This is a genomic window from Pseudomonadota bacterium (assembly GCA_039815145.1).
GTDB lineage: Bacteria > Pseudomonadota > Gammaproteobacteria > Steroidobacterales > JBCBZW01 > JBCBZW01.
Genome location: JBCBZW010000006.1, coordinates 1 through 26,313 on the forward strand (window position 1 = coordinate 1; position 26,313 = coordinate 26,313).

A 26,313-nucleotide genomic window follows, 5' to 3' on the forward strand; every position below is an offset into this window, starting at 1 on the left:
ACGTCGAGTACTCCTTGAGTGCCAACCCCAACGACGCCTTCGCCATCGATGCCGATAGCGGCGTGGTCACGGTCGCGGACCCGAGTGGCCTCGACTTCGAGTCGGCCCAGACCATGCAGATCGAGGTCACCGCCACCTCCGAGGACGGTTCGACCTCCGCCCAGACCTTCGATATCGCCATCACCGATCACGACGAATTCGACGTCTCGGCGGTCAGCGACACCAACGGCGATGCGAACACGATCAACGAAGGCGCCGCCATCGGCGACACCGTGGGCGTGACCGCCTTCGCCAGCGATGACGACGGTGCCACCAACGGCGTCGAGTACTCCTTGAGCGCCAACCCCAACGACGCATTCACCATCGACGCCGACACCGGCGTGGTCACGGTGGCAGACCCGAGCGGCCTTGACTTCGAGTCCGCCCAGTCGATGCAGATCGAGGTGACAGCATCCTCCGAGGACGGCTCTACCTCCTCCCAGACCTTCGACATCGCCATCACCGACGATGACGAATTCGACGTCTCCGCCGTCAGTGATACCGATGGCAGCGCAAACACCATCGCGGAGAATGCCTCTGCGGGGGACACGGTGGGTGTCACCGCCTTCGCGAGCGATGCCGATGGCACCAACAACGGCGTCGAGTACTCCCTGAGCACCAACCCCAACGCCGCATTCGCCATCGACGCCGATTCGGGCGTGGTGACGGTCGCCGACCCGTCGGGCCTCGACTTCGAGTCAGCCCAATCCATGCAGATCGAAGTGACGGCAACGTCCGATGACGGTTCCACCTCGACCCAGACCTTCGACATCGCGATCACCGATCACGACGAGTTCGACATCTCCGCTGTCAGCGACACGGATGGGGGCGCCAACACAGTCATCGAAACCGCCTCGGCCGGCGACACCGTCGGCGTGACCGCCTTCGCCAGCGATGGCGACGGCACCGACGACGTCCAGTACAGCCTGTCCGCCAACCCAGGCGATGCCTTTGCTATCGATGCTGATAGCGGTGTGGTCACGGTGGCCGACCCGTCCGCGCTCGACTTCGAGACGGCCCAGAGCATGCAGATCGAGGTGACGGCCACCTCCGACGACGGCTCCACGGCCACCCAGACCTTCGACATCGCCATCACCGACGATGACGAGTTCGACGTGAGCGCCGTCAGCGATACGAACGCAACGGCTAACACAGTCTCGGAGAACGCGTCAGTCGGCGACACGGTCGGCGTGACCGCCTTCGCCAGCGACGACGACGGCACCACCAACGGTGTCCAGTACTCCCTCGCCAACAATCCGAACGATGCCTTCGCCATCGACGCGGACTCGGGCGTGGTCACCGTCGCCGACCCATCGGGCCTCGACTTCGAGACCGCCCAGACCATGCAGATCGAGGTGCTCGCCACCTCCGACGACGGCTCCACCTCCTCCCAGACCTTCGACATCGCCATCACCGACCACAACGAGTTCGACATCTCCGCCCTGAGCGATGTGTGGGGCTCCAGCCGTACGGTCAGCGAGGAGGATCCGGACGGCGATAGCGTCTTCCGGGTCACCGCCGAGGATCAGGACGGCACCAACAACGGGGTGACCTACGAGCTGACCGAGAACCCCGGGGGCGCCTTCCGCATCGATAGCAACGGCACCGTGAGAATCGACGACGCCGACGCGATCGACTTCGAGGCCTCGCCCGAGATTCAGATCGAGATCACCGCCACCTCGGAGGATGGCTCCAGCACATCCACGCAGTACACGGTCACCGTCACCGACATCAACGAGTTCGATGTCACGCCCGTGACCGACACGGACGCGACGGCGAACAGCATCAGCGAGAACGTCTCCGCCGGCGATACCGTGGGCGTGACGGCCTTCGCCAGCGACGGTGACGGCAGCAACGACGACGTCACGTACACGCTCACCGACAACCCGAACGACGCCTTCGCCATCGACGCCGACTCTGGCGTGGTCACCGTCGCCGATCCGAGCGCGATCGACTTCGAGGCGGACGAGAGCATGCGCATCGAGGTCACCGCCACCTCCGAGGACGGCTCCACCTCGTCCCAGCGCTTCACCATCGAGATCAACGATTTCGATGAGTTCGACGTGAGCGCGATCAGCGACACGGACGACGCGGCGAACACCGTGAAGGAGAACGCCGTCGACGGTGTCTACGTCGGCCTGACCGCCTCGGCCGCCGATGACGACGCCACCACCAGTGAGGTCACCTTCTCCCTGAGCGACGATGCCAACGGCACCTTCGCCATCGACGCGGAGACGGGTGAGGTGACCGTCGCCGACGCGAGTCAGCTGGATTTCGAGAGCGCCCAGACCCTGCGCATCGAGGTGACGGCGACGTCCGAGGACGGCTCCGTCAGCACCCAGGAGTACGACATCGCCATCGGCGACCACAACGAGTTCCACGTCACCATGCCGAGTGACACGGATGCCACGGCGAACAGCATCGCTGAGAACGCGTCCACCGGTGATCTCGTGGGCGTCACGGTATTCGCGGACGATGCGGATGCCAGCAACGATGATGTGAGCTACGAGCTCATCTCCAACCCGAACAGCGCCTTCGCCATCGACCCGAGCTCGGGCGTGGTCACGGTCGCGGATCCGAACGGCCTCAACTTCGAGTCCTCGCGCTCCATGCGCATCGAAGTGCGCGCGACCTCCGAGGACGGTTCCAGCACCACCGAGAGCTTCGATATCTCCGTGACCGACATCGACGAGTTCGACATCACGGCTGTGAGCGACGCCGACGGCGCCGCCAACACCGTGTCCGAACACGCCATCGAGGGCACCCGCGTGGGCGTGACCGCCTTCGCTGACGATGCGGACGGGTCCAACAGCGACGTCACCTACACGTTGACCTCGAACCCTGGTGACGCCTTCGCCATCGGTGCGTCAAACGGCGTCGTGACCGTCGCCGACTCGAGCGCCCTCGACTTCGAGAGCAGCACCAGCATGCAGATCGAGGTCACGGCGACCTCCGCCGATGGCTCCTCGTCGGTGCAGACCTTCGACATCGCCATCACCGATCACGACGAGTTCCACGTCTCGCGCATCACCGACGATGACGGCGGCGCCAACACGGTCAGCACCACCGCCAGCGCCGGCGACACGATCGCCGTGACGGCCCAGGCCGACGACGCCGACGGCACCAACAGCGACGTCACCTACACGCTGAGCGATGATGCCGGCGGCGCCTTCACCGTCGACGGCACCAGCGGCATCGTCACCGTCGCCGACCCGAGCGCCCTCGCCCACGGCACCGCCCAGATCGAAGTCACGGCGACGTCGCAGGATGGCTCGAGCACGACCCAGCTGTTCGACATCGACGTCGTCGATCCCGCCCACGGCGGCGGGGGTGGTGGTGGTGGCGGCGGGGGTGGCGGCGTGGTGGACGACCACGATGTCTCCGCCATCAGCGACACCGACGGCGACGCCAACATCGTGTCCGAACACGCCGGGGAAGGCGTCACCGTGGGCATCGCTGCCTTCGCCGACGATGCGGATTCGGCGGACAGCGTGAGCTACTCGCTGAGTGGCAACCCGGGCGATGCCTTCGCCATCGATGCCACCACGGGCGTCGTCTCCGTGTCCGACTCGAGTGCTATCGACTACGAGACCGCGTCGACGATTCAGATCGAGGTCACGGCCACCTCGACTGACGGTTCGACGTCCACCCAGACCTTCGACATCACCATCGCGGACCACGACGAGTTCGCCATCAAGCCCGTCAGCGATACGGACACGGACGCCAACACCGTGTCCGAGCAGGCCTCCGTGGGCGACACGGTGGGGATCACGGCCTTCGCCACGGACGATGACGGGTCCAACAACGGCGTGACCTACTCCCTGGCGGACGATGCGGGCGGCGCCTTCGCCATCGACCCGTCCTCGGGCGTGGTCACCGTGGCGGATCCGAGCGCCATCGACTACGAGGCAGACGCCTCCATGCGCATCGAGGTCACGGCCACCTCCGACGATGGCACCAGCACCACCCAGAGTTTCTCCGTGGCGGTGACCGACCACGACGAGTTCGACGTGGGGCCGATCACGGACAGCGACGCCAGCAACCCGACCATCCTCGAGAACGCACCCGACGGCCTGCGCGTGGGCATCACCGCTTCGGCCAGCGATGCGGACGGCTCCAACTCGAGCATCACCTACTCGCTCTCGGAGAACCCCGGCAGCGCCTTCGCCATCGACGCCGACAGCGGCGTGGTGACCGTCGCCGACTCGGACGCCCTCGACTACGAGGCGGGCGAGACGGTGCAGATCGAAGTCACGGCCACCTCCGCCGACGGCTCCTCCAGCACCCAGACCTTCGACATCACCCTCGGTGATCACGACGAGTTCCACGTGAGTGGCCTCAGTGACACCAACGGCGCCGACAACCTCGTGAGCGAGAACGCGGGCGCTGGCGATCAGGTCGGCCTCACGGTGTTCGCCGTCGACGAGGACGGCACCAACAGCGACGTTAGCTACGAGCTGCTGAGCGACGCCGGCGGCGCGTTCGCCATCGACGCGGACTCCGGCGTGGTGACGGTGGCCGATCCCAGCGCGCTCGACTTCGAGAATCGCGACACCATGCGCATCGAGGTGCAAGCCACCTCCGAGGACGGCACCACCAGCAGCCGCACCTTCCGCATCTCCATCGGCGACCACGACGAGTTCGACGTCACCGCGGTCAGCGACATCGACGGCAGCGACAACCTCGTCGGCGAGAACGCGGAGAACGGGGCCTACGTGGGGGTGACCGCCTTCGCCTTCGACGCCGACGGCTCGAACAGCGACGTCACCTACTCGTTGACGCAGAACCCCAGCGATGCCTTCGCCATCGATCCGGTCACCGGTGAGGTCACCCTGGCCGACAGCAGCGCCATCGACCATGAGACCGCGTCGAGCATGCAGATCGAGGTGACCGCCACCTCCACCGACGGCTCCACCTCGGCCCAGACCTTCGACATCGAGATCGGCGACCACGACGAGTTCAACATCGGCAGCATCTCCGACGTCGACGGCGGCTCCAACGAGGTCAGTGAGACCGCCGCCGTCGGCGCCTCGGTGGGTATCCAGGCTTTCGCCAGCGACGGTGACGGCACGGATAACGTGACGTACTCGCTCACCCACAACCAGGACGACGCCTTCGCCATCGATCCGGTGACCGGTGAGGTGACCGTCGCCGACCCCTCCGCTCTGAACTTCGAGGGCGACAACACGATGCGGATCGCGGTGCGCGCGGAGTCCGACGACGGCTCGCGCAGCTCGCGCTGGTACACGGTGAACGTCACCGACGAGAACGAGTTCTCGGTCACCCCGATCAGCGATACCGACGCCGCGGCCAACAGCATCAGCGAGGATGTGAGCGCGGGCGACAGCGTGGGCATCACGGCCTTTGCCAGCGACGACGACGGCAGCAACAGCGACGTCACCTACTCGCTCACGCAAAATCCGAACGATGCCTTCGCCATCGACCCGGAGACGGGCGAGGTCACGGTGGCCGACCCCAACGCGATCGACGCGGAGAACGCCACATCCATGCAGATCGAGGTCACGGCCACCTCCGAGGATGGCTCCACCTCCACTGAGACCTACGACATCGATGTGGTGGACGTGGACGAGTTCGATGCCAGCGCCGTCAGCGACGCTGATGCCGGCGCCAACCAGGTGTTCGACACGGCCAACGCGGGCGACACGGTGGGCGTAACGGCGAGCAGTGTCGATGCAGACGCCGGCGACTCGGTCACCTACGCCCTCAACGACGATCACGGTGGTGCCTTCGTCATCGACGAGAACACGGGTGAGATCACCGTGGGCGATGAGGACGCTTTGGCAGCCCTCGGCGGCGACAGCGTAGACCTCGAGGTGACGGCCACCTCCACGGACGGCAGCAGCTCCGTGCAGACCTTCAGCGTCGACGTGCAGTGGGACAGCACCGCGCCGGTGCTCACGAGCACGCCGGCGGGCGTCTCCGACCACTCCCTGGCGATGTCCTCTACGGTAGTGAACGGCGACGGCGTCGGCTCGCTCGAAGGCGGCCTGGTGACCGTGCGGGCGATCGCCGCCGACGGCAGCGACGGCGTGGTTCACGCCTCGAGCACCGGCGTCGGCGTGGACGGTGGCGCCATCAGCTCTCAGATCGACACCAGCGAGTCGCTCATCCTGGACTTCGAGGGCTATGCCTCGAACATCACCCTCACCACCTCGCGCCAGTACGCCAACGAGGGCGGCGCCGGCCTGCACGAGGAAGGTGAGTGGATCGCCCTCGACAGCGATGGTAACGAAGTCGCCCGAGGTCCCCTGGCCATCGATCAGAACGGCACCAACGTGGGCGCCCACGAGTACGCCTATGAGATCGACGCAGGCGAAGCGATCAGTCAGCTGGTGATCCAGGGCACGCGCTACGCCTTCTCCGACTTCGCCGTGAAGCAGATTGAGTTCCGCCACCACGAGGTGGCGGAGATCGGCGATGACACGAGCTACCAGTTCGATGTGGCGGGCGATGCCGCGGCCGGCAGCATCGTCGGCCAGGTGAGCGCCTTCGACGTGGACGGCGATTCGCTCACCTACGAGATCGTCTCCGGCAACGACGATGGCCACTACCGCATCGATGCCAGCACCGGCGAAGTCTTCCTCAACGATGACGCCGACACGGTCCGCGACGGCGACCCGCGCGAAGCCCAGCAAACCCTGACCGTGCGCGTGAGCGACGGACGCGGCGGCGAGGACACCGCGCAGGTCGAGCTGACCCTCGAAGCAGACATCGCCGATCCTTACACGATCCCCGACGAGAACGCTTTCGGCACCGACGCGGATATCGCCGGCAGCGGTACGGTCACGGGCACGGACGCCGCGGAACACATCGTCACCGGCGGTGGCGGCGACGACGTCAGCGCGGGCGGCGGCAACGATCGGGTGGAAGGCGACATCGGCAACGACACCCTGCGCGGCGAAGGCGGCGACGACTACCTCGCCGGCCAACAGCAGAACGACACGCTCTACGGCGGCGATGGCAACGACACGCTCCTCGGCGGCGATGGCAGCGACGTACTGCACGGCGATGCCGGCGATGACCTGCTGGTGGGCGACGGTGGCAACGATCAGCTCTACGGCGGCACCGGCGACGACATCCTCCACGGCGGCCGCGGCGACGACACCGCCGAAGGTGGCGACGGCTCGGACGTGTTCGTCTTCAGTGCCGATGACGGCACGGACACCTTCAGCGGCGGTGCCGGCGACAACGACATCGTGCACCTGGAGATCGCACCGGACGCGACCGATCAGCCCTTCACGGTCACCGTCGACGGGCAGGAGGTCGCCTACTCCTTGAGCGACGGCGTGATCGAGCTCGACCAGGACACGGCGGGCACGGTCACCTTCGAGAACGGCGCACAGCTGAACTTCGACGGCGTCAACCGCATCCAGTTCGGCAGCGCCGAGACCGACGCCGACCAGACCTTCACCGGCACCGCGGGCGATGACACGGTCAACGGCGGCGACGGCGATGACCTCTACCAGTTCTTCGCCATGGATACGGGCGTGAACAGCTTCGACGGTGGTACCGGCTGGGACTCGGTGGAGCTGGAGGTCCCGGCGGGCGCCGACGACACCCCGTGGACCATCGAAGTGGACGGCGAGACGGTGAGCTACGATCTAGACGCCGGCACCGTCGACCTCGACCCTGACTCGAGCGGCACCATCACCTACGACGACGGCAGCCAGCTGGAGTTCGAACGCCTCGACAACATCTTCTGGTAGCGCAACCTGGCGGGTGCCCCCCAGAGAGGGCACCCTGCGCGACCTGTGACCTGGCGCACACGCCAGGCCTCGCCCCAGCGATTTAACTCAAGTCCTGCTGATTCGCGCCGTCTATTGGCACAAGCCATAAGGTGCGGTCCGAGCCGCATGCCTTGGTGTGGGCAAATCACAGGACGGCGGCGGGAGAAGATGGGGAAGGCAGCGAGTTTGAGCAGTCCGTCGTTGACCGGCTCGGCCACCAAGGCCTGGCGGCGCGCCGACGTGCTCGCCGCGTCCGTCTGCCTCAACCTCCTCGCCCTTGCCATGCCCTTGGTGGTGCTCCAGCTCTACGATCGCATCATCCCCCAGCAGGCGGTGGAGACCCTGGCGCTGCTGACCTCCGCCCTGGTCGTCATCACGGCGGTGGAGACGGGCCTGCGCATCGCCCGCTCGAAGCTACTGAATTTACAAGGTGCGCGCTACGAGCACGCCGCGATGATGCGGGCGATCGATCGCCTCCTCGGCATGGAGCTCGTGGCCTTCGAGGCCCACGCCAAGGGCAGCTACCTCGACCAGTTCGACGCCATCAGCCAGACCCGCGACTTCTACCACGGCAACACGATGCTGACGATGGTGGACATGCCCTTTGGCCTGCTCTTCCTGGGCCTCATCTGGACCTTCGCCGGCTCCCTGGTGTTGATCCCCGTGGCCATCGTCACGATCTTCACCCTCGTGTCCATCATCGCCGGCCGCCGCCTGCAGGCCGCCATCACCGAGCAGGACACCCAGCTCGAGCGACGCCGCAACTTCCTCATCGAAGTGCTGCAGAGCATTCACACGGTGAAGGCGAGCACGATGGAGAAGCAGATCCAACGCCGCTACGAGCGCCTGCAGGGCTCCGCTGCACAAGCCGTGTACACGCTCACCACCACCAACAGCATGGTCACGGGCATCGGCGCCACCTTCTCCCAGGCGGTCATGGTGCTGTTCGTCTCCGTGGGTAGCGTGTCGGCGATCAACGGTGAGATCAGCGTCGGCGCCCTCGCCGCCAGCACGATGCTCGCCGGCCGCGTGCTGCAACCGGCCCTCGGCGCCATGAGCTTCTGGACCCAGCGCCAGAGCATCGAGCTCGCCCGCGAGAAGCTGGAGAAGTTCATGGCCCTGCCCATGGAGGGCTTGAACGGCAAGCAACCGCTGAAGATGCGCGGCGGCGTGAGCCTGCGCGAGGTGAGCTTCAAGCACCCCTGGATGGACGGCAACCTCATCGACGGCGTCAACCTCGAGGTGGCGCCCGGCGAGGCCATCGCCATCTCCGGCGAGAGCGGCACCGGCAAGAGCACCCTCCTCGACCTGATGATGGGCTTCACCCACCGCGACAGCGGCGAGATTCTCTTCGACGGCCAGAACCTCGATTCGCTGGAGAAATCGAACCTGCGCAGTCAGATCGGCCTGGTGCCCCAGAACGGCATCCTGTTCAACGGCACCCTGCTCGAGAACATGACGCTCTTCCGCGAAGGCGAGGCCATCAGCGAAGCCCTCCAGTTGGCCCGCATGATCGGTTTGGACGAGTTCATCACCCGGCTCCCGGACGGCCTGGAAACCCAATACCACAGCGGCGCCCAGGGCACGCTGCCCGATGGCTTGCGCCAACGGCTGGTCATGGTGCGAGCCCTGATCGGCCGACCAAAGCTGATCCTCTTCGATGACGCCGACTCGGGCCTCGACGCAGAGGCACAACTGCAGGCGGTGGAGATGCTGTTCCGCCTGCGCGATGAGGGCGCCACGCTGATCATCGTGTCGAACCGCTCCTATGTGCTGATGCGCTGTGACCGCCAGCTGACCCTGGCCAACGGCAAGCTCTACGAGAGCGACGGCTTCGGCGGCGCCGTGCCGGCAGAGCTGCTGGGGGGCGAACCGGCACCGGCCGGCACGTCACCGGACGAAGCGCTCGGGAGTGAGTCGGCATGAGCGCGGCTGCAGGTAACTTGAACGTGGGGCAGGCCCCGGCTAAGGAGCAGCCCGCAGCGCGCGCGCCCTACAAGCCGCTCAGCGAGAAGATCGCCGACGCCATTCGCGCCGGCGACTACGAGCGGCTCGGCGAAATCTCGCCTTACGCAGGTTGCCTCCTGCCCCTGCTGCACTCCCTGGGCTGGGTGACCTGCGATCGCGACATCCTCGAGGCGCTACCGCACTTCTCCGACACGGTCGACCTGGTCACCCTGCGCAACATGCTGGTGGAGCTCGGCTACCGCAGCGATCCCCTCGATATCGACACGCACAGCGTGCCGCCGGACATGCTGCCCTGCCTCTACTCCACCCAGGGCGGCCATCTCTACGTGCTCAAGGAACGGACCGAACTCGGCGTGCGCGCCTTCTGCTCGCAGACCCGAGGCGAGGTGCTCCTCGACGCGCCGCTGAAAGGCACGGCCTACCTCTTCACGGACACGCACGTGACCCACGCAGTGGTGCCCGAGCGGCCGGACGAGGACTGGTTCGGCATGCTTCTGCGACGCTTCCAGGGCCTGATCAAGCACCTGCTCGGCACCACCTTGCTGCTGAACCTGATCGCCCTGGCCGTGCCCATCTACATCATGCTGGTGTACGACCGCCTCATCGGCACGCGCGATGTGACCGCGGTGCCGGCCTTCGTGCTCGGCATCACCTTCGTGCTCGCCGTGGAGTTCGGCCTGCGCTACCTACGGGCGAAGATGTTGGGGATCACGGGCAGTCGCATCGACTACCTGATCGGCACCGAGACGGTGCGCCAGATCCTGTCTCTGCCGCCGATCATGACGGAGCGCTCGACGATCACCTCGCAGCTTTCGCGCCTGCGCCAGTTCGACTCCGTACGAGAGTTCTTCTCGGGGCCGACGGCCAACCTGGTGCTCGAGTCGCCCTTCGTGCTGATCTTCGTCATCGTGATCGGCATTCTCGGCGGCTGGCTCGCCGCCATTCCCCTGCTCACGGCCCTCGCCTTCGCCCTGGTGACCGGCGCGGCCCTGCCGCGCGTACGCGAACTCACCCGCCACGCGGGGGCGGCGAAGACCAACCGCGAGCAATCGCTCATGGAGACGCTGAACGGCCTGCGCGAGCTGAAGTCCCTCGGCGCCGAGGCGATCTGGCATGAGCGCTTCCGCGAAACGTCCGCCGATACCGCCATGGCCCACCTGCGCACGGCGGACGAGCAAGCCAGCCTGCAGGCGGTCACCACCGCGATGACCAAGCTGGCTGGCACGGTGGTCATCGCCGTCGGCGCCAGCCAGGTGATCGAGGGCACCATCACCGTGGGCGCGTTGATCGCCATCCTCGCCCTGCTGTGGCGAGTGCTCGGTCCGCTCCAAGCCCTGTGCATGACCTACGTGCGCTTCGAGCAGATCCTCATGGGCGTGCAGGGCATCAATCAGCTGATGCGCCTGAAGCCCGAGCGTCACCGCGGCCGCTCGGTGATGATCAAGGAAGACTGTCAGGGCGCGATCCGCTTCGACCGTGTGAGCTTCCGCTACAGCCGTGAGGCCGACCCCGCCCTGATCGGCGTGAGCTTCACGATCGAGCCTGGGGAGTTCGTGATCCTTCGCGGCCAGAACAGCAGCGGCAAGTCGACGATCTTGAAGCTCATCGGTGGCCTCTACGCCGTGCCCAGCGGCACCGTGAGCATCGACGGCGTGGACACGCGCCAGTTCAACACGGACGAGCTTCGCCGCCTGATCGCCTACATGCCCCAGCACCCGCGCCTGTTCCACGGCACCCTCGCGCAGAACCTGCGCCTGAAGAACATCCTCGCCACGGAGGAAGACCTGCGCGCTGCCTGCGAGGCCGCCGGCGTGCTGGAGGACGTGCTGGCGCTGCCCGGCGGATTAGAAGTTCGCATCGGTGACCACACCACCCGCGCCCTGCCCAATGGGCTGATCCGCGGCATGTGCCTCGCGCGCACGCTCCTGCGCCCATCGCCGATCCTCCTGCTCGATGAGCCCACCGCCGGCGTGGACCGCGTGCGCGATCGCCAGTTGACCGAACAATTTCGAAAGCTAAGGGGGAAGATGACCGTGGTGATGGTCTCCAACCGCACCAGTCACGTCGCGTTGGCGGACAAGGTCATCGATCTCGAGAACGGTATGATCAGTTCCATCTCAAGACCGGGTCAGGCGTAAGCGATGGCCACGCCCGTCAACAGCATCGTCACCCGTCAGGGGCGCCAGCACGCCGGCATGCCGCGTGCCCGGGCCCGCTACCTGGTGCAAGCCCTCTCCCTCGAGGAGCGCGACAACACCAGCTTGATCAGCCAGGGCATCCTGCTCACGACGGTGCTGCTGATCGGGTTGATCGTGTGGTCTGCCTTCACCGAGGTGAACGAGATCGCCCGGACCTCCGGCGAAGTCGTGCCGGCGGGTCTGGTGCAATCGATCCAGCACCTCGAGGGCGGCATCGTCGCCGAGCTCCAGGTGAACAACGGCGCCCGCGTGCAGGCCGGTGATGTGCTCCTGCAGATCGCCGATGCGGGAGCGCGCAGCGAACTCGCCCAGCTGGCGACCCGGCGCGCGTCCCTGGACCTGCGCATGCGTCGTCTCGATGCCCTCCTCGCCGGTGAAGAGCCGGACTACGATGGGCTCCAGGCACCCTACACCGCGGAGATGATCGCGCTCCAACGCGAGGTGTTCACCACCCAGCGCAGCAGCGGTCTCGCCCAGCTGCAGCTGATCCGCGCCGAGCGCGGTCGCCTACTCGAGGAGCGCGCGGCGAGGGCCGCCCGCGTCGACGCGCTGATGCGCGAGGTCGCCCTCGTGCGCGGCGAACAGGAGCGCCAAGAGGTCTTATTAGCTCGCCAGTTGGTGGCCGCGGCGGACGTGACCAACGTGCGCTTGACCGCCCTGCGCACCCAGGGCGATCTGCACCAGGCCCAGGGCGAGTGGGGATCGCTGCAGCGCCAGATCGAGGCCAGCGAGCAACGCGAGCAGGAGCTGCGCAGCCGCCGGCGCGAGGGCTGGAACCTCGAACGCGAGGAGGTCAAGGCGAACCTCGATGAGGTGCAGGCGCGCCTCGCGGCCCTGCGCGATCGCACGGAGCGCCTGGACCTGCGCGCGACCGTGGATGGCGTGGTGCAAGCCCTCGCCGTGAGCGGTCCGGGAGCGGTCATTCAGCCTGGTCAGACCGTGCTTCAGATCGTGCCCGGCGAGGGCCGCATGTTGGTCCATGCCCGGGTGTCGCCGGACGACATCGGCCACCTGGTGGTGGGCCAATCCGTGGACGTGAAGGTGAGCAGCTTCGAGCCCCAGCGCTACGGCACCCTGGTCGGCGAGCTGACCCAGGTCTCCCCGTCGACCCAGCTCAACGAGGAACGCCAGCCCTACTACGAAGCTCACATCGAGCTACAGCACCTCTACCTTGGCAACGATCCCGCCAAGCACCAGCTGGTGCCGGGCATGCTGGTGCAGGCCGATATCATCACCGGCCGTAAGAGCATCCTCGACTACCTCCTGAAACCCGTCTACCGCGGTTTCAGCGGAGCCCTGAAGGAACGCTGATAGAGCCCTACGGCCGCGTGCGACCGCGGCCGCGACCCGGCCGCGTGTTGTGCTGGGAGGCGATACGCTCACCGTCCGCCCGGCTCTGGGTCAGGGTCACACGGCCCCTGGACGCCTGCTCCATGGCCCCCGACTCGAGATAGCCCAAGGCCTCGGCCGAATCCAGCAGGTAAGCATCCCAAAAGGCGATGCTCGCGCTCAGGGTGTAGCGCACGATGTCCGCATCGGGATGGGCCCGCGAACCGGACATGGTGCCGCCGGTGGCACCGCCGAAGTCGTGGTAGGCGCCGTCGATGAACAGCAAATGCTTCTGATCGGTGCCCGCGTAGACGAAGGGATCGATCCGCCAGCTCACGCCATCGCCGCCGCGGCCGGGGTCGTTGGACCCCGTCATCACCATCATCGGCACCTGCAAGGTGTCCCAGGCGCGCTCATCCAGGAGCTGCCCCCGACCCTGGGGTGACATCAGCAGGGCCGCGTCCACCCGTTCGTCGCCGAGGTTGACGGGGCGCTGGGTGCGCACATCGAGGATCTTCGTGCCGGCCACCAGCTGCGCCGTGTGCGCGCCGTAGGAGTGCCCGCCGACGCCGATCCGCGACCGATCGATCAGACCCTTCAGAGCCGGCGCTGCGCCCTCGATGGCATCTAGGGAGTCGAGCATGAGGTGCACGTCCTCCGGACGATCACGCCAATCGCGAAACACCGAGGTGTCGCGTTGGGTCGTGCCCAAGGCGGCGGAGTCGCGATGGTTCGCCTGCAGCACCACGTAGCCATGGCTCGCCCAGTGCTCCACCAACGGCTGGTAGTTCTCGTTCGACGCCCAGGCGCCGTGGGCGAATACGATCAGGGGACGCGGCGCCGGTGCGGCGCGCGGGTAGGTCACACGCACCTGCAGCTGCTTGTTGCGAGCACGGTCGTCGAGGTCGACCCGGCGCACCACATCGAAGGCGTAGGGGCCGGGAGCGAGCTTGTAGTAGTCCGAGCCGTTCCAGGGCGCGGCCGTAGGGGCAGGTGCATCGCGTTCCACTGCGGGCAAGGGCGTTGGCGCCTGCGCTGCGGCGACCGCGACCGTAGGCCCGCGCGTGGTCACGTGCTCTTGCCGTACTCCCGCGCTTTCCAGGCGCTCGGCCTGAAGCCAGGCCAGGGCATCCTGGTTGCCGCCGACGTAGGCGTCGAGGAAGGCCATGACCGATTGCTCGATCTGCGCGTGGTGCTGCGGATTGCGCGGGCCGGCTGGGTACCAGGGCGTCGAGTCCGTGAAGGCGTGGTGGCCGCCGCCGGCGAGGTCGACCAGGTATTTCTCGTCCGATACCGCCGTGGTGTAGGCGGTGATCCGGACGTCCGGATTGCGCTTCACACCGTCGTACCAGAGGAAGTCTCGCTCGCTGGCCACCACCAGCAGGGGCAGGTCGATGCCGGACCAGGAGTCGGGCTGCAGCATGTCCGTCCCCTTGCCGTTACCGGCACGCGACGGCTGAGCCAACCCCAAGGGCACCTGGGGCCCCAGCAACATGATCGCGTCCACGCGATCGTCGCGGCTGGAGAAACGCTCGTTGCCCGGCAGCTTGGCCGTCAGTCCGCCCATCGCGGAGGCAATGGAGGAGCCTGCGCACTGGCCAGCGGCGACCAGGCGGTCGGCGTCCATGCGCCCGCGCAGCAGCTCCGACTCGATGGCATCGGCCACCACCTGGTCGATGACGAAGTGGGTGTCGGCCGCCTTCTGCTGCGCATTGTCCACCGTGTTGAGGCCACGGAAGTTGTTCCGCGCAACGGCGGCATCGCTGCCCTCATGGTTCATGAAGATGACCGCGTAGCCGTTCGAGGCCAACGCGTCTCCTAGGTAGCCGTAGGAGTCGCGCGATTCCCCCAGGCCGTGGGAGAACACGACGACGGGCCAGCCGTCCCCGAGGGGGCTGGCGCTCGGCGCGTAGACGGTGACCGGGACGTCCCGACGGCGCTCGCGATCGGTGAGCGTCAAGCGCTCGTGGCGCACGGGCAGGATGCCGCTCGCCGGCACGTAGTCGCCGCCCGCGCCGCCTGCCACTCGAGGTGCATCGCCGACGCGGCTGCCGGGCTGGGTGGAGGCATCGGCAATCCCTGCGCTGTCGCGCTCCACCTGCTCGCTGGCAAGGGCAGTCAGGGCCTCGGCATCGCCACGCAGGTGCGCATCCCAGAACCACAGCTCCGAACGCAGCACGTAGCTCTCGAGCCCCGCATTGACCACGCCCGAGAAGCGACCGTTGCTGCTGCCGCCCTCGTCGAACAGACCACCGAAGCGACCATCCATGCCGTTGACGTACACCAGGTACTTATCCGGTGGCTGCGCAAAGCGGAAGGGCTCCGTGCGCCAGCTTGCCGGGTTGCCCGTGCGCCGCGAGGGCAGTTCCGTGCCGGTGATGACCATCATCGGCCGGTCGATGTCTTGCCAGCTGTTCTCGTCCATGAGGCCGCCGCGCCCCTGCGGCGCCATCAGCAGGGCGGCAGCGACGCGCGGATCTGCGTAACGCTCGCCCGAGGTCGGCACCGCCCCCACCATGAGCGATGCGCCCATGGCGCCGATGAGGTGCCCGCTGACCCCGACGGCCTCGAGGTCGAGCTTGCCGTCCAGGCGGCGCTCACGACGCCCGATGTCCTGCAGGTTGTCGAGGACGTAGGCGAAGTCCTCCGGTCGCTCGCGCCAGTTGCTGAGCGCATCGCGATTGCCGTCGGACAGACGCCCGACGGAGTCCTCATGCTGCAACTCCGCCACCACGTAGCCCTGACCCGCGAGGAAATCGTGGTGGGGTCGATAGGCCTCGTCGCTGCCGGCGAGGTACGGGGAGAAGAGGATGAGCGGGAACGGACCCTCGCCCAGGGGGAAGGTCAGCTTGAGATCCACCGCGTCGCGACCCTTGCCCACCTGAATCGTGCGGCGCGCCGTGCCGTAGCGCTCGCCGGGCAAGGCCACCGGCTTGGCCGTGGTCGGATCGACCGCACTCGCCACCGCAGTTTCCGCCGGCGGCGGCGCCGAGCGTTGGCCGCGCCCTCCGCCGCTGCTGCCTCCGCCGCCGTTGCGCGCGCCGCGGCCGCGACCTGAGATCGCGGACATCTCCTCGTAGCTGATGACGCCATCGCCATCGCCATCCAGGTAATCAAAGGCGGAGAGCAGGCGTTCGCGGCCGGCGAGTTCGCGGCGCGTGAGCTGTCCATCACCATTGCTATCGAGGCGATCGAAGATCATCTGCGGGGACACACGCCCCCCGGCACCGCCCTGTGCGCAAACGCTCGACGTGCCGAGCGCACCCACGAGCAGCGTCACGTACAGGGCGATCGCCGTCAGGAGAGGTTTTCTGAGCGGATTCGCCATTCTCGAAGGACTCCTAGGAAAAGATGTAATGACCTTGGTACGCACAACGTCCGACCGTCCGATCGGTGCACGCTGAGGATCGCGTAGAACGCTGGCCCCACGGGCGGTAGACCGCTGAAAGTGCGAGAGATTCCACGCGCCCGACGAGGCCCTGAAGGGCCTCGCCGATCACGATCGTTCACAGCGCCCGGATCGGTCTCAAACGGCGGGGCGCGCCTTCACGGGCTCGCCGTTGGGACCCACGTAGATGCGACCGAAGCCGGTCATCGCCGCGATCAACATGACGGCGGCGAGGAACCAGCCGTGGAGCACGTAGGCCCACACCTCCGTCGGCGGCACCGCTTGGACGAAGTCGTAGCTCTGCTCGAGATTGCGAATCGTCTGATAGCCGATCAGAATGCCGCCGCCCCACGGAAAGATGTAGCCGATTGCCGAGGTCACCGCGTCCAGCAGATTCGCTCGGCGGTAGGGGTGAAGCTGAAACTTCTCGCCCAGCTCGGAGACGACGGGCGCCGCCGTGATCTCCGCCGCCGTGTTGATCGTGATGAACGAGTTGAGGGAGAACACCAAGCCCCAGATGGCCGTCTCCGCCCGCGCCACCGATTCACCCGCGAAACGCTTGAGGCCATCGACGATCGCGGCCAACGCACCACCGATTTTCATTAGGTGAGCGCCGGCCACGATGAGCAGGATCAAAATCGACAAGCCTACGTAGCCCGTGATGCCGTCCACCAACGCGCCACCGACCAAGTCGCGCTCAGGGTCGATGAAGAGAATCGCCTCCGCCGGCGCCAGACCCAGCCCGAGCTGCAGGGCGATCGCGCTGAGAATCCCCCAGGTGAGCGTGATGATGATGTGCGTCCCACGCAGGGCGAGCCCTATCACCAGCGCAAAGGGGATCAGGAGAATCAGCCCCTTGGGCGAGGCAGACTCGGCAAAGAGGGCGTTTGCCGCCGCGCGATCGACGTTGCCATCGCCCCCCCCGAGCAACACGAAGAGCAACAGCGCGGGCACCGCCGCGATCAGAGAGTACTTGAAGCGATTGCGCACCACGCCGGGGATATCCGTGCCCTGGGTGGTGGCCGAGACCACGGTAGTGTCCGACACCGGCGCCAAATTGTCGCCGAAGGCAGCGCCGGAGAGGATCGCGGCAAACAGCCAGGTGGGATCGGCGCCGAGGATGATGCCCGTGGGAAACATCAACGTGCAGAAGGCGACCACCGTGCCGTAACCCGTGCCCACGGCCGAGGCGAAGACAGCGGCGAGCACGAAGGTGGCGCCAACGAAGGTGCCGCCGGTGGCGTTCGAGACCCCACCCAACCACACCAAGCCATCCACCAGGCCGCCCGCGCGCACGAGCTGGGCGAACATCCCCGCCCAGAACCACGCCATGATCGTCACAGTGGCGATGGGGTTGGCCATGCCCTTGAACAGTTCGTCCGCGTAATCCGACCACGCGCCTCGGCACAGGAACATGCCGATCACCAACCCCACCAACATGCCGAAGATCAGGCCATGCTCGCTCGGCGCACCGGCTACGGAGATGGCGACCGCCCACACGACGAACACGATGATGGGAACGGCCGCCCCCACGGGGCCTCCAAGGAATTGCAGTCGAGCGGACATGTCGTCACTAACCTCCGTGTCGGCGCGGGCAGATAAAGGTGGCTCAGCTTACCGGCTGGCGTGGGCGAGCGCCTCACGGCCGCGGGCACCTTCCCGCGCCGAGCTGGTCTGCATTCGTGGGGGCCGTACCCGCGCCGACGCGGCGTCGAGCGGACACGGCAGAAATGGGCACGATATGTCACATCGGTTCGGCAGCGACGCGATTGCTGCCAGCGTCCGTCGAGATGCGTACAATCCGCGGGACGCTGACTAGACTGGCAGGGCATGCCGGCGGTAACGTCTTGCGCGCTGCGTGCAACCGTTCCCCTGATACGGGGAACACGCTAGGAAAGGCGATTTCGCTGCAGCGCGCCAAGTGCGGCGCGTCAAAATGGCTCTGAGACTGCAGAATTCGGCCCAATCTAGGAATTGAGAGCGGCCGAAAGATGGGGGAAAAGCGGGCTCGGATATGGCTTAATTGAAGCATCATAATTGTTTCATGTTGCTGAAACCGTTATGATCTTCCGATTAGCCGTTCGCTTCCTCACCACGCGAACGGCGCCGGGGATAGGTCGAAGAACGACGTGCCTGGGTGAGGGGGAGACCAACGGAAGCGCTCCACGGGGAGTTTGATGCCACGCCGCGAAAGGCGGTGGGGCGGGATTTCTTGTGATCTGCGCTATTGGGGCTCCAACATAACGGTGCTGCAGCTCAGCTGCCCGCCCACGTTTGATCAACCGCATTCGCCCGGCCGGGGACTGGCCACAGGCAAGCGGTTTGGAAGGACCGAGACTTTAGACACTTATGAACCGTGACGCTGAGCTGACGCCAACGGGATTCAACGACGAACTGCCCCTGCGGAGCGATGGCTTCGCCAACCTCGTGGAAGCACTCGACTACGCCGCTCAGGGTAAGGCCGGGTACAACTTCTACGACGGCAAGGGCGCTTTGGAACATCGCCTCACGCACGCCGACCTGCGCCAGGAAGCGCAGCTGTTGGCGCGTAAGCTGCTGGGCCTCGGCCTGCAGCGGGGTGATCGCGTTGCCATCGTGGCCGAGACCGATCCGCTGTTCATCCGCTTCTTCTTCGCTGCCCAGTACGCTGGGTTGCTGCCGGTGGCATTGCCCGCTGGCCTGCAGCTCGGTGGCGGGGAAGCGTGGGTGAGGCAGATCCGCCAGATGCTGATGTCGTGCGACGCCGCGGTTGCGGTGGCGCCGTCGTCCCATGCCGCCCTCCTCGACTCTGCATGCGAGGGACTCGATCTGGTCCTCGCCGGTGAAGCGGACGCATTCGATGCGCTCCCGGCGGATTACGACCTACCCTTCCAGCCGTTCACGGGCGATGAGCCGGCGTACCTGCAGTACACCTCCGGGAGCACGCAGTTCCCGCGCGGTGTCGAGGTATCGCAATCGGCGGCACTCACCAACCTGCGAGAGATCTGCCGGTACGGCCTGAAGCTCACGAGTAAAGATCGTTTCGTCGGCTGGTTGCCGTTCTATCACGACATGGGCCTGGTCGGTTTCGTCCTCGTGCCCCTCGGCAGCCAACTCTCGGCGGACTACTTGAGCCCGCGCACCTTCGCCATGCGTCCACGCTTGTGGCTGAAGCTGCTGTCGGACAATCGCGGCACCATCTCCTCCAGCCCGCCCTTCGGCTACGCCCTCGTGGCGAAGCGTTTGCGGGTGGCGGATAGCGAGCGCTACGACCTGTCCAACTGGCGGGCCGCCTGCGTGGGCGCCGAGCGCGTGCCCCGCGGCCCCCTCGAGCAGTTCGCCAAGCTGCTCAAGGACGCCAAGTTCGATCCGAAGGCCTTCGTGCCCTGCTACGGCATGGCCGAGTGCGCCCTCGCCGTCAGCTTCGTGCAGATGGACCACGGCGTGAGCATCGACACGGTCGATAAGATCGAGATGACGGACCTCGGCAAGGCTACGCCTGTAGCCGCGGACCATCCGGACGATCAGACCCTCGAGTTCGTTGACTGCGGCAACCTCCTGCCCAGCTACGAGCTGGCGATCCGCGACGATGAGGGCAATGAACTCCCCGAGCGCACCTGTGGGCGGATCTGCCTGCGCGGGCCCTCGGTGATGACCGGCTACTTCCGTGATCCGGAAGCCACCGCAGCCGTGCTCTCCGAAGACGGCTGGCTGGATACGGGCGACATCGGCTACCGCATCGGCGAGCAGCTGGTCATCACGGCCCGTCGCAAGGACGTGATCATCATCAACGGTCGCAACATCTGGCCACAGGATCTCGAGTACATCGCGGAGAGCTCGCCAAAGGTGCGCATGGGCAACGTGTCCGCCTTCTCGGTAAACGAAAGCGACGGCCCCGAGAGCGTGGTGATCGTGGTGGAGTCCCGCCATCAGGATGCGGAGCTCGCCGAGGAGATCGTCGAACGGGTGCAGAAGCAGTTCGGCATTCGCGTCCACGTCGACCTCGTGCCCCCGCGCACCCTACCGCGCACCTCGTCGGGCAAGCTGTCGCGCTCACGCGCCAAGCTCGATCATCTCGAGCGTCAGGCAGCTAAGACTCCTGTTCACCAGGACTTCGCTACCAGCGGCAGCGTTGCCTGATTGCACATCGCACTGACCGGGGCGACCGGCTTCATCGGTCGCCGCCTGCAACGTGCCCTGCTTCCCCTCGACCATCGGCTGACCGCCCTCGTCCGCCCCGACCAACACCAGCGGCGCCCTGAACTGCAGGCGGGCGTCGAGCAAGCGCCTTTCGATCAACTCGACGTAGACGCCTGGCGTAGCCTCCTCGACCGCGAGGACGCCCCGGAGGTGCTGCTGCTGCTCGCCGGCGCCGTTCGAGGGCGCACCTTCGAACAGTTCGCCGAGGTCAACGAGCGCCCCTTCAGGGCCCTCGCCAGCGCCTTGGCCGGCCGCGCTGACCCGCCCCGCGTCCTGCTAATGTCATCCCTCGCCGCCAGCCAACCCAGCTTGTCGCCCTACGCGGCGAGCAAGCGGGCCGGCGAAGACGCCTTGCGCGACCGTGCGGTCACCGTACTGCGCCCACCCGCCGTCTACGGCCCTGGCGATCGCGAGCTGGCTGCCCTGTTCGAGACCATCCACAGCGGCTGGGTGCCGCGCCCGGGGCCGGCCGATCAGCGCATCTGCTTCCTCCACGCGGACGACCTCGCCAGCGCCGTGATCGCCTGGCTGCAGCGGACCCCAGGGCCCGACCTGCAGGAGATCTTCGCCCTCCACGACGGCGCCCCCGATGGCTACTCCTGGCCGCAGATCGCCGCCGCGATCGCCCCGCACAAGCGAGCGCACATCCTGCCCGTACCGAGCGCCGTGCTGCGCGCGGTGGCGACGGCCAACCTGCTGGCGGCCACCGCCCTGCGATACTCCCCGATGCTCACTCCCGGCAAGGTGAGAGAGCTGGGACACCCTCGCTGGCTCTGCGATAATCGCGCCTTCACGGAAGCGACTGGCTGGACGCCGGCGGTGGATCTGGCCACCGGCACGGCGCGCCTGAGGAGCGACACCTGAGATGACTGAGATCGAACAAACCTTGAGCGAACTGCTCAGCGGCTTCCTCACCGAGGGGCAGAACATGATCGACGCCGCCACGCCCATCAACACGCTGGGGCTCGAGTCGGTGGTGATCATGCAGTTCGTCGCCGAGGTGGAAGACCACTTCGATATCAACATCGATCTCGACAGCCTGGCGCAGATTCACACGCTGAACGACCTGGCCAAGGTCGTCGTCACGCAGGGGGGCGCATGAGCCTGCTGGAGAAGTTCGCGCAGACGCGCGCCAAGCGCGACGCGCTCGCGCAGATGCCGATCAACCCCGTGGCGGTGCCGATCGAGCGAGCGATCGATGCCACCACTGCGCAGATCGACGGGCGCGAAGTCATCATGGCAGGCACCAACAACTACCTGGGCCTGACCTTCGAGCAGGAGTGTATCGAGGCTGGGCAACGCGCCCTCGCCGAGTTTGGCACCGGCACTACCGGCTCGCGCGTGGCCAACGGTAACTACACGGACCACGAGGCCCTCGAGCAAGACCTAGCGGATTTCTTCGGTTACCCCTACTCCATGCTTTTCTCCACGGGCTACGGGGCGAACCTCGGTACCATCGCCGCCCTCGTCGGGCCGGGCGATTGTGTGATGCTCGACGCCGACGCCCACGCGAGCCTCTACGACGCCTGCCGCCTCTCCGGTGCCGACGTTTTCCGCTTCCGCCACAACGATCACGCGGATCTCGACAAGCGCTTACGGCGCTTGGGCGAGCGCGCGAAGCGCACCCTCGTCGCCATCGAGGGGCTCTACTCCATCCTCGGGGACTACCCCTCTCTCGAACCCTTCTGTGAGGTGTGCGAGCGCTACGGCGCGCTGCTGCTGGTGGATGAAGCCCACTCCCTCGGCACCATGGGCGAGCATGGCCGGGGCTTGGCGGAAGCCGACGGTGTCCTCGACCGGGTGGACTTCCTGGTGGGCACGTTCTCCAAGAGTCTCGGCGCCACCGGCGGCTTTTGCGTGAGCCGCCACGAGGAGCTCTCCCTCTTCCGCTACACCTCGCGCCCGTTTATCTTCACCGCCTCACCCTGCCCCTCCGTGGTCGCCAGCACACGTGCAGCCCTGCGCCTGCTGCGCACGCAGCCGGAGCGCCGCGAACGCCTGTGGCAGCACGCGCGCGGCCTGTACGAGAGCTTCACAGCCCTCGGCCTGACCCTGGGTCCGCAGCCCTCGCCCGTGGTGGCGGTGCGCTGCCCCAGCGCGGAGGCAGCCCTAGGCGTGTGGCAGCGGCTACTCGAGCACGGCGTCTACACAAACCTCATCGTGCCGCCCGCCTCGCCCGACGGCTCGAGCCTGATTCGCTGCAGCCTGAGTGCGGCGCATCGGCCCGAACAGGTGGAGACCATCAAGCACGCGATGGCGGCCGCCACCGCGGATCTGATCGCGGCGGCCTGAGCGCCGACTTAGCGGAAGGCGCCCTTGCGATAGAGGCGCCAGAACAGTGGCCAGGCGAACAGCAGGGGCCAGCGACGCTGTAGGGGCGTCGGCTCCTCGTAGATGCCGGAGTGACGCTCGATCTTCCACAGCAGGTAATCGAAGCCGTCGTTGAAGGTGAACGCGGCCTTTAGCAGGCGCGCGACGCTAAGGCCCTTACCCCAAGCCTCGCGCAACGGCCAGCGCCAGCCACCGGCCAGGGGCGCGACCGGCCACCGGGGAGCCTCCTCCTGCTCCGCTCGGGGCGCCTCCCGCCACATGCCTCGGCGAGCGCCATCAGGTACTCCCGGTTGCGCTCCACCAGTTGCGCGGCGCGTTGGCCACTTTCAGCTCGCAGCTCACAGCGATAGGTGCTGGATAGAGCGTGCTCCCACAGCGCTTGCGGCGAGGACGCGGCATCGGGCAAACCTCGCCGGCCTTCCGTGAGCATCCGACGCACCGCGCCAGCGAGAGCCTCCTCGAGGCGCGCGGCGATGCCCGCATCCTCCACGTAGAGCACGCGGCAAGGTTGGGCGAAGCGCGCCCAGAAATAGGGGTGGAAATCGCGGCGTAGGTGGCGCTCGAAGGCTGTCAGCGGCAGCAGGGCGTACTTGCAACGCGCGCCCGTCGACACGCTGAGCTGGTACACGTTCGGCGCCAGCACGCGGTTAGCCACGCGCTGCCAGTGCGGTAGTGCCGCCGAGGGGATATCGCCTTCGGTCAGCACGTAGAGGTCGATCAGCGTGTCGCGCTCCCCCCGCGTGTAGGACCCGTACAACAGCACAGCCCGCAGTGCGTTGCCGTAGCGCGCGCGCAGGGCGGCGAACAGCGCGACCAAATCGGCATCGTCATGCTGCAACTCGGGGGAGCCGCGCGTGGCTTGCGCCAGGCCGATCTTCTCGCCGATGAGCGTTGGTAGCTCAGCTGAGGCAGAAGACTCAGGGCGCAGGGGCGGCGCTATCGGCATCGTGCTGCGCATCGCCGTAGGCGGAGCGCGTCCCGGAGAAACGTCGGAAAGCCTGCGGGTGGGTCGCTGCTGCCCGGGTCGGATCAGCGAGCCAGGAGCGCAGGGGTCCGTGGCGCGAACGCGACCACACCGCTTGGCCCAGGCGCGCGAACAACAAGGCGGTGCTGGCGAGGGTCCAGAGGACCACCGCGTAGAAGCCCCAGTCCGGTCGCTGCACGAGCACCGCCGCGCTGAGGAGGATCAGGCTGGGGTTGCGGCGCGCAGTGATGAGCCGGTTGTAGGCGTCGAAGGGACGCCACGCGAAGAGCGAACACTCGCCGATGAGATCGAACAGGCCTTCGGCGATGCGCCCACCGACGTAGCCCAACACCACCCATAGGTTCCAGGTGGCGAGCGACACGCCCCACAGGGGCTCCGCCACCACGCCCGCGAGGGACATGCCCCAGAAGACGTACCAGAACGGCGGGTGGATGATGTCCATCCCGTGGTCGAGCGCGTGCCCGAACTTGGAAGACTGGATCGTCACCCGGGCAAGCTTGCCGTCCACCGTGTCCAGGAAGGTCATGATCCAACCGCTGATGAGGCCGAGGGCGTACTGGCCCTGGTAGAACCACCAACAGCTCGCCAGCATGAGGGCGAAGCCTGTGAGCGTGACCATGTTCGGCGTGATCCCCGCACGCGCGCACCAGCCGACCACCACGCGGGCGGGTCGCGGCCACCACCACTTGGTGACGAGATCCGTGATGCCCTTGTAGGCGTTGCCGTAGAGCACGCTCTCCAAGCGATCCCGAGAGGTGGCATCCACCTTGGCCAACAGCGGCGGCTCGGCCTTGCGGAGCATGCCGTCGAAGGCATTCAGGTCGCTCGTCTCGAGGACACTTAAGCCCTCCACCTGCTGCTCGACGATCGCGGCGTGGCCGCGAGCAGCGTCATCGCCGGCGACCAAGGCCGCGGCGAGACCGCCGTCCTCACTCGCCCGCAGCGCATGACCGACACCGGCATCGTGCAGCCCCCGGAGGGTGCGCGGTTCGAAGAGATAGCTCGCGTGCACCACAAGTAGGGGATGCTCGAGGGCGGATGACGGCAGCTCGTCGAGGCGTTCGAAGGCGGTGAACTGACGGAGCTGGCGGGCGACCCGGGTGGTCGCGTCGAGGCCCCACAGGGGCATCGCCGCTTCGCCGACTATGTGCACGTAGATCACGGTGTTATCGTTCGCCTCAACAAGCTTCGCTGGCGTTGATACCTAGCGCGAAGCAAACGCCCGAGTATAACGCCTCCCATCCCAATGCCGTTCACGCTCGCCCATCTCAGCGACACGCACACCACCGATCTCAGCGGCGTGCGTCCCGCCCAACTGCTCGGCAAGCGCCTGCTCGGCTACCTGTCCTGGCGCCGCCGACGCCGCCACGAGCACAGCATGCGCATGCTCCAGGCCAGCGCCGACGCGGCCCTGGCGCAAGCGCCAGACGTCATGGTGATCAGCGGCGACCTGCTGCACATCGGCCTGGCCGAAGAGATGCGCCAGATTCGCGGCTGGCTCGAAGCCTTGAGCAGCGAGGTGCCGGTGTTCCTGGTGCCAGGCAACCACGACTTCTATCGCGCCGATTCCATCCCCGCGTGGCAGCGCGAACTCGGCGATCTGAACGTCTTCGGCACACCGGTCGGTGACGCGCCCTGGCCATCAGTACTCGAGCTGCCAGGCGTCCGGCTGATCGGCCTCAATAGCGCCTACGCCGCACCGCTGACCCAGGCGGATGGTTGCCTCGGCGCCGCCCAGTTGGACGCCTTGCGCGCGCTCTTGGACGCCCCGTGCGAGGCCCCCACGGTGCTGGTCGTGCATCACCCGGCCGACTCCTCGCTCTGTGCCGCACGAAAGGCCCTGCGCGATGCTCCAGCGCTCGCGGAGCTGTTGGCCGAGTACTCCCCCACCCTGCTGTTGCACGGCCATCTGCACAAGCCGCTGGCCTATCGCGTCGGCCCCGTGCCCTGCTACTGCGCGCCCTCCGCCTCCAGCGAGCACGAGCGGCATCGCGCCGGCTTTCACGTCTTCCGCCTGATGGCGGACCGCACCGACGCCGTAGACGCCACGCTCTACCTGGCAGAAGCCGCGCAAGCGCCCTGCCGCTTCACGGCGCACGCCCGTCCGATCGACACCGCGACCGCTACGCCACGCTGATCAGCGAATCC

14 protein-coding genes are annotated in these 26,313 nt (G+C 67.0%); 9 read left to right on the forward strand and 5 right to left on the reverse strand.

The window, feature by feature from the left end:
- Positions 1 to 14 precede the first annotated feature (14 nt).
- The 4 genes from AAF184_03080 (at position 15) to AAF184_03095 (ending at position 13,264) form a co-directional block, all read left to right on the forward strand.
- Positions 15 to 7,766, forward strand: a complete 7,752-nt coding sequence (locus AAF184_03080) for a cadherin domain-containing protein (GenBank protein ID MEO0421292.1) — start codon at positions 15 to 17, stop codon at positions 7,764 to 7,766.
- 207 nt (positions 7,767 to 7,973) lie between these two features.
- Entirely contained in the window at positions 7,974 to 9,713 is a 1,740-nt protein-coding gene (locus AAF184_03085) for an ATP-binding cassette domain-containing protein (protein ID MEO0421293.1), read from the forward strand.
- Positions 9,710 to 11,893, forward strand: coding sequence for a peptidase domain-containing ABC transporter (locus tag AAF184_03090; GenBank protein MEO0421294.1), 2,184 nt, complete (start codon positions 9,710 to 9,712; stop codon positions 11,891 to 11,893). The genes AAF184_03085 and AAF184_03090 overlap by 4 nt, the downstream gene beginning before the upstream one ends.
- 3 nt (positions 11,894 to 11,896) lie before the next feature.
- Positions 11,897 to 13,264 (forward strand): HlyD family type I secretion periplasmic adaptor subunit, encoded by a 1,368-nt coding sequence (locus tag AAF184_03095; protein ID MEO0421295.1) that lies wholly within the window; start codon positions 11,897 to 11,899, stop codon positions 13,262 to 13,264.
- Positions 13,265 to 13,271: 7 nt separating this feature from the next.
- On the opposite strand, the gene AAF184_03100 is transcribed toward AAF184_03095, so the two are convergent.
- Together AAF184_03100 and AAF184_03105 are read right to left on the reverse strand one after the other, a co-directional pair.
- Positions 13,272 to 16,610: a hypothetical protein gene (locus AAF184_03100; GenBank protein MEO0421296.1), complete on the reverse strand. Its 3,339-nt coding sequence runs from the start codon at positions 16,608 to 16,610 to the stop codon at positions 13,272 to 13,274.
- Positions 16,611 to 16,808: 198 nt separating this feature from the next.
- Positions 16,809 to 18,236 carry a Na+/H+ antiporter NhaC family protein gene (locus AAF184_03105; GenBank protein ID MEO0421297.1) on the reverse strand — a complete coding sequence of 476 codons (1,428 nt, stop codon included), beginning with the start codon at positions 18,234 to 18,236 and terminating at the stop codon, positions 16,809 to 16,811.
- 783 nt (positions 18,237 to 19,019) lie between these two features.
- On the opposite strand from AAF184_03105, the gene AAF184_03110 reads away from it, so the two are divergent.
- The 4 genes from AAF184_03110 to AAF184_03125 are packed head-to-tail and all read left to right on the forward strand — an operon-like array spanning position 19,020 to position 23,141.
- On the forward strand, positions 19,020 to 20,789 hold the full coding sequence (locus tag AAF184_03110) for a fatty acyl-AMP ligase (protein MEO0421298.1): 1,770 nt from the start codon (positions 19,020 to 19,022) through the stop codon (positions 20,787 to 20,789).
- A complete protein-coding gene (locus tag AAF184_03115; protein ID MEO0421299.1) occupies positions 20,790 to 21,713 on the forward strand; it encodes an NAD(P)-dependent oxidoreductase in 924 nt (307 codons plus the stop codon).
- Position 21,714: 1 nt separating this feature from the next.
- Entirely contained in the window at positions 21,715 to 21,951 is a 237-nt protein-coding gene (locus AAF184_03120) for an acyl carrier protein (GenBank protein ID MEO0421300.1), read from the forward strand.
- Positions 21,948 to 23,141 carry an aminotransferase class I/II-fold pyridoxal phosphate-dependent enzyme gene (locus AAF184_03125; protein MEO0421301.1) on the forward strand — a complete coding sequence of 398 codons (1,194 nt, stop codon included), beginning with the start codon at positions 21,948 to 21,950 and terminating at the stop codon, positions 23,139 to 23,141. The genes AAF184_03120 and AAF184_03125 overlap by 4 nt, the downstream gene beginning before the upstream one ends.
- Positions 23,142 to 23,149: 8 nt before the next feature.
- On the opposite strand, the gene AAF184_03130 is transcribed toward AAF184_03125, so the two are convergent.
- The 3 genes from AAF184_03130 to AAF184_03140 are packed head-to-tail and all read right to left on the reverse strand — an operon-like array spanning position 23,150 to position 25,327.
- The gene (locus AAF184_03130; GenBank protein ID MEO0421302.1) at positions 23,150 to 23,356 is read right to left on the reverse strand and encodes a hypothetical protein; all 207 of its coding nucleotides are present in this window, start codon (positions 23,354 to 23,356) and stop codon (positions 23,150 to 23,152) included.
- The gene (locus AAF184_03135) at positions 23,311 to 24,126 is read right to left on the reverse strand and encodes a hypothetical protein (protein ID MEO0421303.1); all 816 of its coding nucleotides are present in this window, start codon (positions 24,124 to 24,126) and stop codon (positions 23,311 to 23,313) included. Before AAF184_03135 ends, AAF184_03130 begins: the two co-directional genes overlap by 46 nt.
- Complete coding sequence (locus tag AAF184_03140) at positions 24,098 to 25,327, reverse strand: CDP-alcohol phosphatidyltransferase family protein (protein MEO0421304.1); 1,230 nt, start codon at positions 25,325 to 25,327, stop codon at positions 24,098 to 24,100. Before AAF184_03140 ends, AAF184_03135 begins: the two co-directional genes overlap by 29 nt.
- An 84-nt stretch (positions 25,328 to 25,411) precedes the next feature.
- Here AAF184_03140 and AAF184_03145 point away from each other — a divergent pair, with 84 nt between their 5' ends.
- The gene (locus AAF184_03145; GenBank protein ID MEO0421305.1) at positions 25,412 to 26,302 is read left to right on the forward strand and encodes a metallophosphoesterase; all 891 of its coding nucleotides are present in this window, start codon (positions 25,412 to 25,414) and stop codon (positions 26,300 to 26,302) included.
- The last annotated feature ends 11 nt before the right edge of the window (positions 26,303 to 26,313 follow it).